Origin of the sequence: Streptomonospora litoralis (assembly GCF_004323735.1) — a bacterium.
Taxonomy (GTDB): Bacteria; Actinomycetota; Actinomycetes; order Streptosporangiales; family Streptosporangiaceae; genus Streptomonospora; species Streptomonospora litoralis.
On record NZ_CP036455.1, the window covers coordinates 1,150,731 to 1,166,745 of the forward strand.

The 16,015-nt window shown below is 74.0% G+C and carries 12 protein-coding genes; 5 read left to right on the plus strand and 7 right to left on the minus strand.

Annotation, left to right across the window (positions count from 1 at the left end):
* Positions 1 to 2 precede the first annotated feature (2 nt).
* Complete coding sequence (locus tag EKD16_RS04915) at positions 3 to 2,621, minus strand: ATP-binding protein (protein WP_131097300.1); 2,619 nt, start codon at positions 2,619 to 2,621, stop codon at positions 3 to 5.
* Positions 2,622 to 2,787: 166 nt separating this feature from the next.
* On the opposite strand from EKD16_RS04915, the gene EKD16_RS04920 reads away from it, so the two are divergent.
* Positions 2,788 to 3,678, plus strand: coding sequence for a hypothetical protein (locus EKD16_RS04920; RefSeq protein ID WP_131097301.1), 891 nt, complete (start codon positions 2,788 to 2,790; stop codon positions 3,676 to 3,678).
* Positions 3,679 to 3,744: 66 nt separating this feature from the next.
* On the opposite strand, the gene EKD16_RS04925 is transcribed toward EKD16_RS04920, so the two are convergent.
* The gene (locus tag EKD16_RS04925; RefSeq protein ID WP_131097302.1) at positions 3,745 to 4,701 is read right to left on the minus strand and encodes a quinone oxidoreductase family protein; all 957 of its coding nucleotides are present in this window, start codon (positions 4,699 to 4,701) and stop codon (positions 3,745 to 3,747) included.
* Positions 4,702 to 4,836: 135 nt separating this feature from the next.
* Positions 4,837 to 5,664, minus strand: a complete 828-nt coding sequence (locus EKD16_RS04930) for an enoyl-CoA hydratase-related protein (RefSeq protein ID WP_131097303.1) — start codon at positions 5,662 to 5,664, stop codon at positions 4,837 to 4,839.
* A 203-nt stretch (positions 5,665 to 5,867) separates the two neighbouring features.
* Between EKD16_RS04930 and EKD16_RS04935 the strand changes: the two genes are divergently transcribed.
* The gene (locus EKD16_RS04935) at positions 5,868 to 6,449 is read left to right on the plus strand and encodes a hypothetical protein (protein WP_131097304.1); all 582 of its coding nucleotides are present in this window, start codon (positions 5,868 to 5,870) and stop codon (positions 6,447 to 6,449) included.
* A gap of 35 nt (positions 6,450 to 6,484) precedes the next feature.
* Here EKD16_RS04935 and EKD16_RS04940 read toward each other — a convergent pair whose 3' ends face one another.
* Positions 6,485 to 7,288, minus strand: coding sequence for a protein phosphatase 2C domain-containing protein (locus tag EKD16_RS04940; RefSeq protein WP_131097305.1), 804 nt, complete (start codon positions 7,286 to 7,288; stop codon positions 6,485 to 6,487).
* Between the two features lie 170 nt (positions 7,289 to 7,458).
* Positions 7,459 to 8,331, minus strand: coding sequence for an SCO6745 family protein (locus EKD16_RS04945; RefSeq protein ID WP_131097306.1), 873 nt, complete (start codon positions 8,329 to 8,331; stop codon positions 7,459 to 7,461).
* A gap of 329 nt (positions 8,332 to 8,660) precedes the next feature.
* Between EKD16_RS04945 and EKD16_RS04950 the strand changes: the two genes are divergently transcribed.
* Entirely contained in the window at positions 8,661 to 10,151 is a 1,491-nt protein-coding gene (locus EKD16_RS04950) for a carboxylesterase/lipase family protein (RefSeq protein ID WP_131097307.1), read from the plus strand.
* 53 nt (positions 10,152 to 10,204) lie between these two features.
* Here EKD16_RS04950 and EKD16_RS04955 read toward each other — a convergent pair whose 3' ends face one another.
* Complete coding sequence (locus tag EKD16_RS04955) at positions 10,205 to 10,732, minus strand: inorganic diphosphatase (RefSeq protein ID WP_131097308.1); 528 nt, start codon at positions 10,730 to 10,732, stop codon at positions 10,205 to 10,207.
* A 616-nt stretch (positions 10,733 to 11,348) separates the two neighbouring features.
* Between EKD16_RS04955 and EKD16_RS04960 the strand changes: the two genes are divergently transcribed.
* Positions 11,349 to 12,824, plus strand: coding sequence for an SDR family oxidoreductase (locus EKD16_RS04960; RefSeq protein WP_131102047.1), 1,476 nt, complete (start codon positions 11,349 to 11,351; stop codon positions 12,822 to 12,824).
* Between the two features lie 363 nt (positions 12,825 to 13,187).
* Entirely contained in the window at positions 13,188 to 14,033 is an 846-nt protein-coding gene (locus EKD16_RS04965) for a DUF4352 domain-containing protein (protein WP_131097309.1), read from the plus strand.
* 605 nt (positions 14,034 to 14,638) lie between these two features.
* Here EKD16_RS04965 and EKD16_RS04970 read toward each other — a convergent pair.
* Entirely contained in the window at positions 14,639 to 15,958 is a 1,320-nt protein-coding gene (locus EKD16_RS04970) for a cryptochrome/photolyase family protein (protein ID WP_394347312.1), read from the minus strand.
* Positions 15,959 to 16,015: the final 57 nt, after the last annotated feature.

Here is a 16,015-nt window from a genome sequence, read left to right on the forward strand (position 1 = left end):
CGTCATACCTCGGTTCCGGGGGTGGAGCCGCCCGCATCGCCTGAGGAGCCGGCGGCCGGCTCCCGCTCGGCGGCCGCCGCCGGCGGCGGGACGGCGGAACCGCGGGCGAGGTCGGCCGTGGTGCTGTGCAGCGTGAACACCATGGTCAGGCCGCCGCCCGGGGTGTCCTCCGCGGTCAGAGTACCGTCCATCGCCTCGGTGAACCCGCGCGCCACGGCCAGTCCGAGCCCGATTCCGGTGCCGCGCGGCGCGTCGCCGAGGCGCTGGAACGCCTCGAAGATCCGCTCCTTGTGCTCGTCGGCGACCCCGGGGCCGTGGTCGGCGACCCGCAGTTCGACGGTGTCGCCCAGGGAGCTGGCCGAGAGTCGGATGGGCGGCCGGTCGGGCGGGTTGTGCCGAGCCGCGTTCTGCACGACGTTGGCCACAGCGCGCTCCAGCAGCCCGGCGTCGGCGCGCACCCGCGGCAGGTTGTCGGGGACGTCCACGCCCACCGTGTCCGACGGGATCCCGATCAGCGTGGCCGGGACGACCTCCTCCAGGCCGACGGCGCGGAGCTTGGGCTGGACGGTGTCGGTCTGCAGGCGGCTCATGTCCAGCAGGTTGTCGACCAGGCTGTTCAGCCGGTCGGTGGACTCCTCGATGTTCTCCAGCAGTTCGGCGCGGTCCTCCTCGACCAGTTCGATGTCCAGCGAGCGCAGACTGGAGACGCTCGCCTTGATCGAGGTCAGCGGGGTCCGCAGGTCGTGGGAGACGGCTGCCAGCAGCGCCGTGCGGATCTTGTTGCGGGCGGCCTGGCGCTTGGCCTCGGCGGCGTCCTGCGCCAGGCGCTGGCGCTCCAGCGCGATGCCGATGTGGGTGGCGAAGGCGCTGAGGATGCGGCGGTCGGCCGCAGGAAGGACGTGCCCGCGCAGCGCCAGCGCCAGCGAGTCGGACACCGAGACCAGTGCGTCGGCCTGGTCGGGGGAGGTGCAGGGAGCCTCGCCCACGCACTCCAGCCGGGTCCAGTCGCCGTCGTCCTCCTGGCGCAGCAGCGCGACGGAGCGCTGCCCGAAGGTCTCGCGGATGCGCCGCAGCAGGGCCGGCAGGGGCTCCTGGCCGTCGATGACGCTGCTGGCGAGCAGGCTGAGCGTGCTGGCCTCGGCTTTGGACCGGCTGGCCTGCAGCGCGCGGCGCTTGGCCAGGTCGACCACGAACGCCACCAGTACCCCGACCAGCACGAACATCGCCAGCGCGAGGCCGTTGTCCGGCCGCTCGATGGCCAGCCCGTACAGCGGCGGGGTGAACAGCAGGTCCAGTAACAGGGTGCTCCACACCGCGCAGACCAGGGCGGGCCACAGGCCGCCGACCATCGCGGCGGCGAGCGTGCCGACCAGGAACAGCAGCACGTGCGTGGTCAGGCCGGCGCCCTCGGTCGCCGGCAGGTGCAGCGCGCCGGCCAGCAGCAGGGGGCCGAGCAGACCGATGACCCAGCCCCACGCGTGCCGCGTCCGGCCCAGGCTCCCGGCCAGTGGCGGCAGCAGGTTGCGGCCGCGCCCGACTTCTTCGTGGGTGACGATGTGCACGTCGATGTCGCCGGATTCGCGCGCCACGGTCGCCCCGACACCGGGGCCGAGGATGTACTGCCAGGCGCGCCTGCGCGAGGACCCCAGCACGATCTGGGTGGCGTTGACGCCGCGGGCGAACTCCAGCAGCGCGGTGGGGATGTCGTCGCCGATGACCTGGTGGTAGGTGCCGCCCAGCTCGGCGAGCAGTTGCCGCTGCTCGGTGATGACGTCGGGCAGCGGATGGGCCAGTCCGTCGCTGGCGACGACGTGTACCGCCATCAGATGGCTGGGCTGGGGCTGGCCGCCGCGCGATCGGGCGGCCACCCGCGCGGCCCGGCGGATCAGGGTCTCGCCCTCGGGGCCGCCGGTCAGCGCCACGACCACCCGCTCGCGGGCCTCCCAGGTCTGGCGGATCTTGTGCTCGCCGCGGTAGAGGGTGAGCCCTTCGTCGACGCGGTCGGCGACCCAGAGCAGGGCGAGTTCGCGCAGCGCGGTGAGGTTGCCTTCGCGGAAGTAGCTGGACAGCGCCGCGTCGATCTTCTCGGCCGAGTAGATGTTGCCGTGCGACATCCGCCGCCGCAGCGCATGGGGCGACATGTCGCACAGTTCGATCTGGTCGGCGCGCCGCACGATCTCGTCGGGGATGGTCTCGTGCTGGCGGACCCCGGTGATCTGCCGCACGACGTCGTTGAGCGACTCCACGTGCTGGATGTTCAGCGTGGTGATGACGTCGATGCCGGCGTTGAGCAGTTCGTCGACGTCCTGCCACCGCTTGGCGTTGCGGGTGCCCGGCGCGTTCGTGTGTGCGAGGTCGTCGACGACCGCGACGCGCGGTGCGCGCCGCAGGACATCGTCGAGGTCGAGTTCGCCCGGCGCGCCGTCGTGCTGCGCCGGTCGGGGCAGCTGCTCCAGCCCGTCGAGCAGTTCCGCGGTGCGCGGGCGGTCGCGGGTCTCGACGAGTCCGACCACGACGTCGGTGCCGCGCTCGCGGCGCCGGTGCGCCTCGCTCAGCGCGGCGAAGGTCTTGCCGACGCCGGGAGCGGCGCCCAGATAGATGCGGAGCTTGCCACGTGCCACTTCTCCATTGTGGGCGAATACGCCGGGTGAGCGAAGCGCGCAGGGCCGGTGAACAGTGGGTTTACCCGTGATTCTGCGATGTCGAGGACGGGAAGGTCGAAACAGGACGAACGGAGCGGCCTTCCTCCCCTGGCCGCCCACCCCCTTCCCGCCGTCAGGAGACGCCGTGGCCCGACAGCGCCCTCACCCCCCGACCGAGCCGAGCGGCGGCTCCGGGTCCTCCGCGGGCGACGCGGAGTTCCCCGGCCCGCCCGGTGGGCCGCTGCCCCCGCGCCATGCCGGTGGCGGGCCGCCCGGTGCCTCCAGTGCCTGGGGCGGCGCGGCGGCCGACGCTCCCGCGGCGGCGGCTCCGCCCTCGTTTCAGCGCCGCAACCGGTGGATCGGCGGCGCCGTGGCCGGTGTGGCCGCGGTGGGCGTCACCGCGGCCTTCGTGTGGGCGGCGCTGGACGAGGGGCCGCCGTACGCCGATCTGGCGGCGTGCGAGAAGCTGCTGCCCCGCGAGGCAGTCGACGGCATTCCCGGGCTGGAGGGGGCCGCCGTCGACGGCAGCGAGATGACTCGAGGCGAGACCTACAGCGATCGGATCGTCGAGCAGGTCGAGTGCTGGACGGGCGCCGACGACGACCGGTCGACCGTTGTGACGACGATCAGCATGCGCCGCTACGCGCCCCAGGCCGCGCAGGACGACTACGCCCCGCTGCGGCGCGCACTCGACCGCGAACGCGGGGAATTGTCGGGCGGTGTGGAGATCGGCTCCTCGGGTCGGCGGGACGACGCCTACTACGGCTCGGCGGCCGCCGACGTCGCAGTGCGACCGCTGGACGCCGGCGACGACGGTTTCACCGTCTCCTACACCGACGCCGACCTCGGAGGCATGAGCCGGATCTACGGCGATATGGAGCACTGGGCCGTCGCCCAGTTCCGCGACCGCAACCTCGTCGTGCAGGTCCTCCACCAGGGAACGGCGGATATGAGCGCTGCGGAGCGGACGCGGGCGGTCGCCGATCTGGCTCGGTTGGTCGAGCGGCGCACGGCCGAGACCGCCGCGACCGTGTAGCCGGCACGGGCGGTGCATCGCGGGCCGGTGCCGTCTCGGGGTGCGGCACCGGCCCGAGGCGCCATCCTATCGAGTGACATCCAGCGCGAGCTTGCCCCGGGTGGCGCGCGAGCGCAGGTCCTCGTGCGCCCGGCGGGCCTGCTCCAGCGGGTACTCGCCGCCGAGCACCGCGCGCAGCCGTTCGGAGCGCACCAACTCGAACATCTCCGCCATCGCCGTGCCCACGACATCGCCGGGCAGCATGAAGGCGTGCGGCAGCCACATGCCGCTCACCGTCGCCGAGTGGCGCATCAGGTTGGGCAGTTGCACCGGCTTGGGCGCCTCGCGCGAAGCCATGCCGTAGAAGGCGAGCCGGCCGAAGGGCGCGAGCGCGCGCAGGCTCTCGTCGGTAACGCGGCCGCCGGTCATGTCCAGTACCGCGTCGACCCGCCGGCCCTCGTTGGCGTCGACGAGCGCCGCCGTCATGTCCTCGCTCCGGGAGTCCACCGCGACGTCGGCCCCCAGTTCCAGGGCGGTCTCGCGCTTGTCCGGGCTGCCGGCGGTGGCGATCACCCGTCCGGCGCCGAACGCCTTGGCCAACTGGACCGCAAGCGAACCCACGCCTCCGGCTCCCGCGTGCACGACGACCGATTCTCCTTGGGCCAGGTGGACGTTGCGCCGCAGCAGCACCCAGGCGGTGGCGCCCTGGATGATCAGCGCCAGCGCGGTGGCGTCGTCGACGCCGTCGGGGATGTCGAAGGCCGTGTTCGGATCGGCCACGGCGCGTTCGGCGTAGCCGCCGCTGTCGACCATCGCCACCACGCGCCTGCCGTCGGCGGTGCGGCCGGCGACCTCACTGCCGGGCACCAGCGGCAGCGAGGTGCTGGAGAGGTAGGTGTCCTCGACCCGGTGCGTGTCGGCGTAGTTGACGCCGGCGCGCTCGACCTCGATGAGAAGGTCCCGTGGACCCGGCACCGGATCGGGGACCTCGGCGGTCTGCAGGACCTCGGGGCCGCCGAACTCGGTGATCTGGATGGCTCGCATAGGGGTGGTGTCTCCCAACGTGGGCTTTCGGGCGAGGCGGAACCCCGCCGCAGACCGACCGGATGGTATGCGTCGAGCGTAGTGCTCCGAGCGGTCGTGCGTCGGCGCGGGGCGGCGGCGTGTCGGATTGCCGTCCTACTCGGCGGTTCCCAGGCCGGGAAACTCCGGGTGCCGCTTCTCCAGATAGCTGCCCACACCCTCGGCGAAGTCGGCCGAGGTGAACGACTCCGCCATCAGCTCCGCCGCTTCGTCGGCCGCGGCGGCGAACCCGCCGGTCTGGGCGCGCTGCACCTGCCGCTTGATCGTCGCCATCGAGGTCGGCGAACACAGTTCGGCCAGTGTCCGGGCATAGCCGAGCGCCTCGGGCAGGACCTCCTCGCGCGGTACGGCGAAATCCACCAGCCCCATGCGCTGCGCCTCCGCGCCCAAAACCACGCGCGCGGACAGCAGCAGGTCCATCGCGCGCCCGTGGCCCACCAGCCGGGGTAACTGCCAGGCCGCGCCGTACTCGGCCACCAGGCCCCGCCGGCTGAAGGAGGTGGTGAGCTTGGCGTCCTCGGCGGCGAAGCGGACGTCGGCGAACAGCGCCAGGACCAGCCCGACCCCCGCGGCCGGGCCGTTGATCGCGGCGATCACCGGTTTGCGCAGTTCGGCGGGTGCGGCCAGGGTGCGCCCGTCGACCTGCACTTGGGCCTCGCCGAGCCCGCTGAGCAGGGCCATGTCGGCGCCCGCGCAGAAGGCCCGCCCGGAACCGGTGAGGACGATCGCCCGCACCTCGGGGTCGGCGTCGGCCGCGCGCAGCCGCGCGAGCAGCAGGTCGGCCATCTCGCGGGTCCAGGCGTTGAGGTGGTCGGGGCGGTTGAGCGTCAGCCGCAGCACGCCGCCGTCGCGCTCGGCGAGCACGCAGGAGCCGGGGGCCTCGCCGTCGGGGGGTGTGGGAGTGTTCACCGTGCTTTCGGGCATTGCGGACTCCGATCCTCCCGTTCGTCGGTGCGCTCGCCGCCTGTGGCCGGCGCTCTCCGCCGGGGCAGGACGCGGCGCGCCGATACTACGCGGAGTGAAACAAAGGTCCCGCACTCCCGCAAGACGGACAAGTCGGGTAGGTTCCCGTTGGGTTTCTTTGGTACCGGCCGGGCGGTCGACGTACACGGTGAGGGAGCCGTCCCGTGGCAACAGCGCGCACACGGATCTACACCGACGACATGCGCCTCTTCTGGCAGCAGTTGGGCAAGGTGGCGCTCGGCGGAGCCACTCTGTTCGGCGGTTGCGCTCTGTGGGGGATCCGGGACGCGGTGCTGTGGGCCAGTGCGGCGGTCGCCGTCGCCAGCATGGCCGCGATGGTGCTGCTGGCGTGGCGCACCCGCGTGCCCTACGGCCGCGTGCGCTTCGTGCTGGACGGCGGGCGGCTGCACTACCGGCGGTGCCGCGGGCGCCGGACCGAGAGCCGGGACTACGACCTCTGCGAGATCGCCAGCGTGCAGTTGCGCATGCACGTCGGCAGCGCGCAGTCGCTGGAGTTCGGCTTCGACAGCCACGGCCTGCCCGAGCTGCGGATCGAGACCCTCAGCGGGGAGTCCGACAGCTACCAGATCGTCGCGCTGGACCTGGAAGGCTGCGAGGAGTTCCGCAGCTTCGTCACCCACGTCTGCACGAGCGCGGGCATGGAGAAGCGCAGGCAGCAGGCGAGCGTCCCCGTAACCGTCGTCGACCGCTGGGACAAACCCACCGCCCTGCCGCGGGCGGCCTGAGACCGCGCCGCGCGGCCGCGCCCGGCCCGCCGAACTCACCTGAGCGCCGGCGCCCGGCCGAACCCGCCGGCGACCACGGTCGCGTCGTCGTGCCGCTTGCCGCTCGGCACGCCGTGCCGCTCCTCCTCGGCGCGCACCCAGGAGACGAGCGCGCCGGGGCCCTCGGTGTCCAGCCGGTGCCAGATCCGCTCCCAGGAGTGGCCGTAATAGTCCGCGAGCCGGGCGCAGCCGTCGGTCATCAGCGCGAAGCGCGCCCCGGCGTGCCGGGAGGTCCCGGTCACCGCCCGGTAGGCCGCCTCGGGAACGGCGGCGGCCACCCAGAAGCCGCCCTCGGCGTTGCGGTGGTCGCGGACCAGCTCGCTGCTGTAGGGGCGGCCGCCGGGCAGGTGCTCCACCCGGTCGTCGGTGACGGCGGCGACGCCTCCGCCGTCCTCGGCCAGCAGCACGGTGCAGTCGGCGAGGACCAGGTACTCCACGCGGCGGGCGCCCGGCGGTTCCGCGGGCGCGTCCGCGGCGGCGGGCACCGGCCGCGCGACGGCCACGGTCGCCGAGGGGCTGTCGGGGTTCTCCAGGTCGCAGGCCCCGCCGTGGGCCCGGCGGGTGCTCTCGATCGCCGCGGCCAGGCAGTCCGGCAGCAGAGCCGGGCGGGCGGCGGACAGCTCCGCGGCGAGAGCGCCGCAGAGCCGGTCCACCAGCCAAGGGACACCGTGCCGGCAGCCCGTCTCGACCCCAGGGGCCGCGGTGGCGCCGTCGATCACCAGCGCCCAGTCGGCCCCGGCGCACACCCGGTCCTCGTTGGCCGCTCCCTGGCCCTGCTCACTCGCGAAGCAGATGCGCACGCGGGAAGCCTAGACCGTTGACGGGAGTCGGCGGAGCACCCGCGGACGCGGCGACGGTGCGCGGCCGCGCCCGAGGCACCGCCGCCGAGTCGCGTGCGGGGGTCCCGAGGGGTCTCTCCGCAGACCGCACCCGGTACGGAAAACGCCCCTCGACGATCCCGCCAGCCCGGCTACTGCCGAACGGGCAGGTTGTTCTCGGCCCGCACGGTGTCGGAGAACGGCGACACCAACTCCGCCAGCCGCTCGCAGCCCTTGCGGCCGATCGCGGCGTAGGGCTCGACCGAGAGTTCGTCGGTGCGCGACTCCAGATCGCTGCGCAGCGTCCGCCCGGCGTCGGTGAGCGAGACCGTTCCTTCGCTGTCGGCCGTGACCAGGCCGCGCTCGACCGCCCCGCGCACTCCCGCGTCCCACTCCTCGTCGCTCCAGCCGCGGCTCTTGCGCAGGAAGGAGGCTTTGATCTCGCCCGTGGCCGCGTGGGTCACCAGCGCGTCCATGGGGGAGACGCCGGCGGAGACCAGCGCCGCGATGTGGCCGTCCCCGCGGAACTCGCGCAGCAGCGTGGCGGCGTGCCACAGCACCAGGTGCGGGTCCTCGGGCCACTCCAGCCCGGCGTGGGCCGCGAACAGGGGGCGTCCGTGGACCAGGCCGGCGGCGGCAAGGGCGGCCGAGCGGGCGAGGTCGGCGGCCTCCCGCATCTCGGCGGAGTCGACGGTTTCGGGGCCGAGACTGCGGCGCAGCGCCTGCTCGGCGATCTCGCTGCGGGCGTGCAGCACGTCTTCGGGCGACGCCAGGGACCAGGCGTGCGGGATGACCGAGCGGACCACTTCGGGGTTGAAGTTGTAGAAAGCCGCCGCCACCGGGCCCGGCCCCACGGCTCCCATCGCCGCCGAGCGCGAGGCGAAGTAGGCCATCGCGCGGTGTTCCAGGCCGATGGTGGCGTAGCGGGCCTGGGCCTCGGAGGCGAAGTAGACCAGGATGTGGATCGGCTCCAGTACCGACCACACCGTGCGGCCGAGGTCCGGGGAAGGCGCGTCGTTGGGCATGGGGTTCTCCTGCGGTCGGTGAGCGCGGGTGCGCGGGCGGATGTCGGTCGATCGGGGGCGGGGCGGTACCGCGAGCCGTCCGGTCCGCCGCGGCGGCCGGTGGCGGGCCCGGGGGCGGGCGCCGGTTCGGCCGCTCGGCGGGGCCGACGGTCCACGGCGACCCTGTACCGCAAGGCTAGGCAAGGTGTCGCCGACCGACCACGGTCCCCCGCGTCCTCAAGACCGAAGCGCTTAAATGGTTGACACCGACCGGTCGGTTTGCGTAGGAACAACTACGGTGGCGCCCCGACCGGCGCCCCGCCCTTACACCGCCGCAGTGGGGAGCGCATATGCAGGCAGAGGCCACCACCACGTCCGGACGCGTCAGCGGTGCCGTCGAGGACGGGGTGAGCGTCTTCCGCGGCATCCCTTACGCGGCCCCACCGGTCGGCGACGCCGCATTCGCGGCACCACGACCGCACGAACCGTGGACGGGCGTGCGTGAAGCGGTCGAGTACGGCCCCACCGCCCCGCACCCCTCCTACGAGGACGGGATGGCCGAGGCGCTGCCCGAGCGCAGCATCCCCGGCGACGACTACCTGAACCTCAACGTGTGGACCCCCGGCACCGGGCAGCGCGGGCTGCCGGTGATGGTGTGGATCCACGGCGGCGCCTTCACCAACGGCTCCGGGGCCGAGGCCGCCTACGAGGCGAGCGCCTTCGCCCGCGGCGGCGCCGTCGCGGTGACCCTGAACTACCGGCTGGGCGCCGAGGGCTTCGCGCTCGTCGACGGAGCCCCCGCCAACCGCGGGCTGCTCGACCAGATCGCGGCACTCGAATGGGTGCGCGACAACATCGCCGGCTTCGGCGGCGACCCCGACCGTGTCACCGTCTTCGGCGAGTCCGCGGGCGCGATGAGCGTCGTCACGCTGATGGCGATCCCGCGCGCCCGCGCCCTGTTCCGCCGCGCCATCGCCCAGTCCGGAGCCGGCCACACCACCGTGGCCGCCGAAGACGCCGCGACCGTGGCGCGGGTTCTCGCCGAGCGCCTGGGCGTGCGCCCGGACGCCGCCGGACTGGCCGGGGTGCCGCGCAAGCGGCTGCACGAGGAGCAGTCGCGCATCGTGGCCGAACTGCGAGGTGCCCCCGAGCGCGAGCTGTGGGGCGAGCGGCTGATCAGGCTGGGCGCCCTGCCCTTCGCGCCGACCGTCGACGGCGAGCTGCTCGACCGGCGGCCCGTCGACGCGCTGCGCTCAGGCGCGGGCGCCGACAAGGACCTGCTGATCGGCACCACCACCGAGGAGTACCGGCTGTTCCTCGTCGCGCCCGGCATCATCGACCACATCCGCGACGTGCACCTTCAAGGTCAAGCCCGCCGGATCGGCCTCGGCCCCGAAGCCGCCGGCGTCTACGCCGGGCGCAACGACTCACCCGGCGACGCCCTGGCCGAGTTGGGCACCGACGCCGTCTTCCGCATCCCGGCCTACCGGGCGCTGGAAGCCCGCGCGGCCGCCCCGGGCGCCGGCCGCACCTTCGGCTACGAGTTCGCCTGGCGCTCGCCGCGCATGGGCGGCCGCCTGGGCGCCTGCCACGGTCTGGAGATCCCCTTCGTCTTCGACAACCTGGGCGACGGGCGCAACCTGGCGGGCCCGCAGGCGCCGCAGCGGATCGCCGACGACATGCACGCCGCCTGGTTGCGCTTCGCCGCCGAGGGCGACGCGGGCTGGCCCGAGTGGGATCCGCGGCGGCGCCCCTTCCTGCGGTTCGACGCGCCCGAGGCGGTGCTCGCAGAGGACCCCGGCGAAGCCACCCGGCGCCTGTGGGACGGGCTGCTCGACTGAGGCCCCGCCCGACAGGCGGCGGGCGCGCTCCGCGGCGGGCAAGCGGCGGACCGCTACACCGGCGGGGTCTGGGCGGGCGCCGGAGCGGATTCCGGCTGCGCCGACTCGCGCGCCCGCTGCTGGGCCGCCAGCACGGTCTCCTCGGCCGAGTCACGGTTCTGCCAGCCGCGGACCTCCGAGCTCTTGCCGGGCTCCAGGCGCTTGTAGATGTCGAAGAAGTGCGTCATCTCCTGCAGCTGGAACTCCGGCATGTTGCGCAGGTCGCGGATGTGGTCCAGGCGCGGGTCGCCCACCGGCATGCACAGGACCTTCGCGTCCGGGCCGCGCTCGTCCTGCATCCAGAACACCGCGACAGGGCGCACCCGCACGATGCAGCCGGGGAAGGAGCCCTTCTCCAGCGGCACCATGGCGTCCAGCGGCTCGCCGTCCTCGGCCAGCGTGTCGGGGATGTATCCGTAGTCCGCCGGGTACTGGGTCGAGGTGAACAGGGTGCGGTCGAGCCGGATGCGGCCGAGCCTGTGGTCCATCTCGTACTTGTTCTGCGACCCCTGCGGGATCTCGACGACCATGTCGAGTTCCATGCGTGCCCTCCTCGCGGTGGTTCGGTGGGTGGTGGCGCCGCGGCGCCGCGGTCGCCGCCTCGAGGGCCGCGCCCGGATGCACCTGCGCCCGGGAGCCGCGCGGCGGACCGCGCCGGCCGCCACGCCGCACGCTACCGCCGTCGTCCGCGGCGCGGCGCGGCGGCCTCCCCGGTCAGCAGGGCGCGGCGCCCGTGTACGCGACGGCGCGCGCCCGTCCTCCCGGCCCCGCTACCCCCGATTCCGCGGCATGTGCACGGCGCCCCGCCGGCCGCAGCCGTGACGCACGCGACACCGCCGCCCGGCGCCGGCGGCGGTCTCCGGGCGCGCGTGCGGGCGCTCGGTGGCCGGGCGGTCGCGGAGACGCGGCGAAACGGGCAGTGCGGCCGTGCGGTTCCACCACGGTGCTGCGCCGCCGCCGATCCGGACGCGGCTTTCGGACACGGCAGCGGCCCTGTCCGCGGTGGCGGGCGCCGCCTGGTCCGAGCCCCGCCGCGCCCGCCGGCCTGCCTGAATACGTGCCGCCCGGCGTGTTCGCGGCCCGCGGGAACGGGAAGTGGAACCACCGGGGTCCGGCGCGGAGCCGCAGGCCACGGTCACGGGCGACGGGGGGTCGGCCATGCGCGTACTGGTCACCGGAGCCACCGGCTACATCGGCGGCCGGTTGGTTCCCGAGTTGCTGGAGGCCGGCCACACCGTCCGGTGCATGGCCCGGTCGGTGGAGAAGCTGCGCGACCACCCGTGGCGCGGCGACGTCGAGGCCGTCAGCGGCGACGTACTCGACCCCGACAGCCTGGACCGCGCGCTGGACGGCATCGACGTCGCCTACTACCTCGTGCATTCCATGGGCGGCGGGGCCCGGTTCGCCGAGCGCGACGCGGACGGCGCGCGCAACTTCGCCGCCGCCGCCGAGCGCGCGGGACTGGCGCGGATCGTCTACCTCGGCGGCCACACGCCCGACGACGAACGAGTCTCGGCACACCTGGCCTCCCGTGAAGAGGTCGCCCGCATTCTGCTGGACTCCGCGGTCCCGGCCGCCGTGCTGCGCGCCGCCGTGATCATCGGATCCGGCTCCGCCTCCTTCGAGATGCTGCGCTACCTCACCGAGCGGCTGCCCGCGATGACCACGCCGCGCTGGGTGCGCACCCGCGTGCAGCCCATCGCCGTGCGCGACGTCCTGCGGCTGCTGGTCAAGGCGGCCGAGCTGCCGCGCGAGGTCGACCGGGGCTTCGACATCGGCGGACCCGACATCCTCACCTACGCCCTGATGATCCGCAGATTCGCGCGGGTCGCGGGAATAGGGCGGCGCCTGATCATCCCCGTTCCCGTACTCACACCCGGCCTGTCCAGCCTGTGGGTAGGCCTCGTCACCCCCGTCCCCGGCGCGATCGCGCGGCCGCTGGTGGAGTCGTTGCGCAGCGAGTCCGTGTGCCGCGACGCCGACCTCGCCGACATGCTCGGCGACCACGAGCGCCTGGGCTTCGACGACGCCGTACGCCTCGCCCTGCGCCGCATCCGCGAGGCGCAGGTCGCCACCCGCTGGTCCTCGGCGGCGTGGCCCAGCGCGCCGTCCGACCCGATGCCCACCGATCCCCAATGGGCCGGGGGCTCGCTCTACACCGACGAACGGCACGTCAGCACCCGCGCCGGCGCCCCGACGCTGTGGCGCGTCGTCGAGGGCATCGGCGGCGACCGCGGATGGTACGCCTGGCCCCTGGCGTGGGCCCTGCGCGGACTGGTCGACCGCGCCGTCGGCGGGGTCGGCCTGCGCCGCGGTCGGCGCGATCCCGAATACCTGCGGGTGGGCGACTCCCTGGACTTCTGGCGGGTGGAGGAGATCGAGCGCGGCGGCCTGCTGCGGCTCCGCGCCGAGATGCGGCTGCCCGGACTCGCCTGGCTGGAGCTGCGGGCGGAGGACGGCGGCGACGGCGCCGTGCTGTACCAGCGTGCGCTGTTCCACCCGCGCGGACTGGCCGGGCACCTCTACTGGTGGTGCCTGCTGCCCGCGCACCGGATCGTCTTCCGGCGGATGGCCGCGAACATCGCCGACACCGCCGCCCGTGTTGAGCGGGAGCCTGCGGGTGCGACGAAGTGATCGCGGCGGACTGTCGGGAATGGGCTGACCTGCACGAATAATCCCCGCCGAAGGTGTTCGAGCGGATCCCGAGCGGGAACGGGATGCGCAAGGGCGTGCTCGGGCCGCCGGAGCGAAGGCGAAGCGCACACTGCGGGGCGAACCGGGCGGGCAAGGCGCCCGCGGGCGATGAAACACCGCCACGGCACCAGAGTCGACACCATTTCCGAGGACACCGAGGCCCACACCTCCATCCGCCCCGAGGCACCCGTTAGCCGGTGGCGCTGGAAGTGCTCCCTCCGCGGGAAGCGGGCCGGGCGAGATCCGTATCGAGACCCGACGCGATTCCCGGAGTCCCCGGCCTATCAGCGATCGGATAGCGCCATGCACAGGAGACTCCTCGTCAACGTACCGTTGGCCGCCATGCTCGCCGCTCTGGCCGCCTGCTCGCCGGAGGAGGAATCCGCCGACCCGGCGGCCGCGACGGGTTCACCGCCGCCGGAGGCGACCCGGTCCCCCGAACCGGAACCGGCCTCGCCCGGGACCGAAGCCGAGGCCGAGACCACGGCACCGGAGACCGCACCACCGGAGGCCGAAGCTGAAGACGAGCTCACGGAAGCGCCGGTCCCGACGGATTCGGGGGCGCCGACCGAGACGGGGGCGCCGCAGAGCGAGTCCGGGGCGCCGCCGACCGAGACAGAGGCCGCGCCGCGGGAGAGCGCGTCTGCGCCGTCCTCCCCGCCGGCCTCCCCGCCTGCGTCCCCCGGGACTCGGGAACCGGAAGCCGGGCCGGCGGCGCCCTCCGCCTCCGCTCCGCCGCTGGGGTCCTTCGCGGGCCTTTCCGGCGGCGACGGCGTTTTCGCCATGTCCGTCGAGGAGGCGTATGTGGACGACGACGGCGTGGTGACCGACGGCATGGGCACCACGGAGCGGGCCGCGGAAGGCAGCGAATTCGTGGTCTTCAACCTCCGGATCACCAACGAATCGTCGGCCCCCGCCTACTTCGACTGGGGTGGTTCCTACGCCTACGACACGGCCGGCAACCAGTACGTCGACGACTTCGACGCAGCCTGGGCCGCGTGCGATTCCTACTGCGGCGACGACCTGAACCCCGGCGCCACCGCCGAAACGGACGTGATCTTCGAGATGCCCGAGGACAGGGGCATCGTCTCGCTCGAACTCAGCTCCGACCCGTACGGATCCGGCGGCGCGGCGGTCATCGAACCGTAGCCGGCAGTCCTTCGTGGAGTGCGTCGTCGAGGACCTCGTCGAGGGCGGCCGGCCGAGGCGCGCCGGTGCCAGGGGGCGGCTCGGGTCTGCTGTGCGGCCTTGTTGGTCTGCCGGGTGGATGGGTGGCCTTGGCTGAAAAGCGGCGCCGAGCACGGCGGTGGGCCCGGCCCGTGCCCAACGGGCCGGGTGCCCGCCTGTGGCCCATCCGGCGGGGCAGCGACGGCAGCAGCGGCGCCGGGTCTGGGATGGTCGGAGCGGTGGTCACCGGCCCCGGCCGCGGTGGTCTGAGCCGGGAGCGCCGCGCGGTTGTCGGCGCGGGCTCGACTGCGCCCGCCGAGGCGATGTCCGGTATGCCGGTCCATCCGGCGATGATCGTGAACTTATGGCCGCGGGATGCGCTTTCCTGCGACCATAAGTTCACGATAGACGGGCCAAGCCGCGCCGACTCGACGGCACCGGTGCCGCCCAGCAGACCGGGGCCGCCGCCCCGTCGCGTGGGTCACCGGCGGGCACCCGAACCGACCTTCGCGGGCCCGCCCCCGCACCGCTCTCGCGACGCATCCCCAGCTCGTCAGTGGGTTCATGCCGCCGGCCGTCCGCCGCCGTCAGCCGTCCTCGTCGAGCAGCGGGGAGGGGTAGCCGGTCGGCGGCTGCTCCGCGCGCCACGGGGCGTGGACCTCGGTGCCGGCCGCCTCGGCGAGTTCGGGGACGTGGCGGCGGATGTAGGCGCCGTCGGGGTCGAACCGCCGGCTCTGGCGCAGCAGGTTGAACGACCGGTTGGGGCGGGTGTCGTTGCCGGTGCCCGCCACCCACTGCCAGTTGCCGTAGTTGTCGGCGATGTCGCCGTCGCTCAGCACCGCGTGGAAGTGGTCGCCGCCCCGCTTCCAGTGCACCCGCAGCCGCTTGGTCAGGAACGCGGCGGTGATCAGCCGCGCCCGGTTGTGCATGAACCCCTCGTCGAGCAGTTGGCGCATGCCCGCGTCCACCACGGGGACGCCTGTACGGCCCTCGCACCAGGCAGCGAAGCCGGAGTCGTCGCTGCGCCAGGCGATGTCGCGCTCCCGGTAGTCGCGGTGCGCGAGGTCGGGGAACGCGGCGCAGACCTGGTGGTGGAAGTCGCGCCAGGCCAGTTGGCGGACGAAGGGGCCACACGCGGGGTGTTCACGCGCGGCCAGCGCCAGCTCCAGCGGCGACAGGCAGCCGAAGCGCAGGTCGGCGCTGAGGCGCGAGGTGGCGTCGGCGGCAAGGTCGTCGTGGGTGTGCTCGTAGTCGGCGCAGTCGGCGTCCAGCCAGGCGGCCATCCGGCGGCGCGCTTCGGTCTCGCCGCCGCTCTGCCGGCGCGGCGATAGCGGGCCGGTGCCCGAATCGGCGAGCCGCTTGGGCACCGACCCGGCGTCGAGTCCGGAAGGCAGCTCCAGCCGCTTCGGCGCCCGCTCGGGGGCGCGCCACTCGCGGGACTCCCACGCGCGCCAGTAGGGAGTGAACACCTTGTAGTGGTCGCCGCCCGTCGGCACGGCCTCGCCCGGCGGGACGACGGTCACGCCGGGGAACTCGGCCACCTCCATCCGCCGGTCGGCGGCCGCCTCGCGCAGCCGCTCCGCGCGGCGGGCGGCGAATGCACTCACGTCGAAGCTGAGGTGCACCCGGGCCGCGCCGGTCGCCGCGGCGACCCGCATGGTCTCGTCGACCGTGTCGCCGGAGCGCACCACCAGGTCGCCGCCCAGGCGACGCAGTTCCTCGCGCAGGTCGCGCAGCGCGTCGCCGAGGTAGGAGAGGCGGTTGCGCGCGGAACGCTCCCGGACGGCGCGGTCGAGGACGAACAGCGGAACCACGGGGCCGCCGACGCGCGCGGCCGCCGCCAATGCGGGGTGGTCGCGCACCCGCAGGTCGCGGGTGAACAGCACGATGGTGGGGCGTTCGGACACCGACACCGCCGTCCTTCCGTCGGGTGTGCTGTGCATACTACTCACGGTAACCAGCGG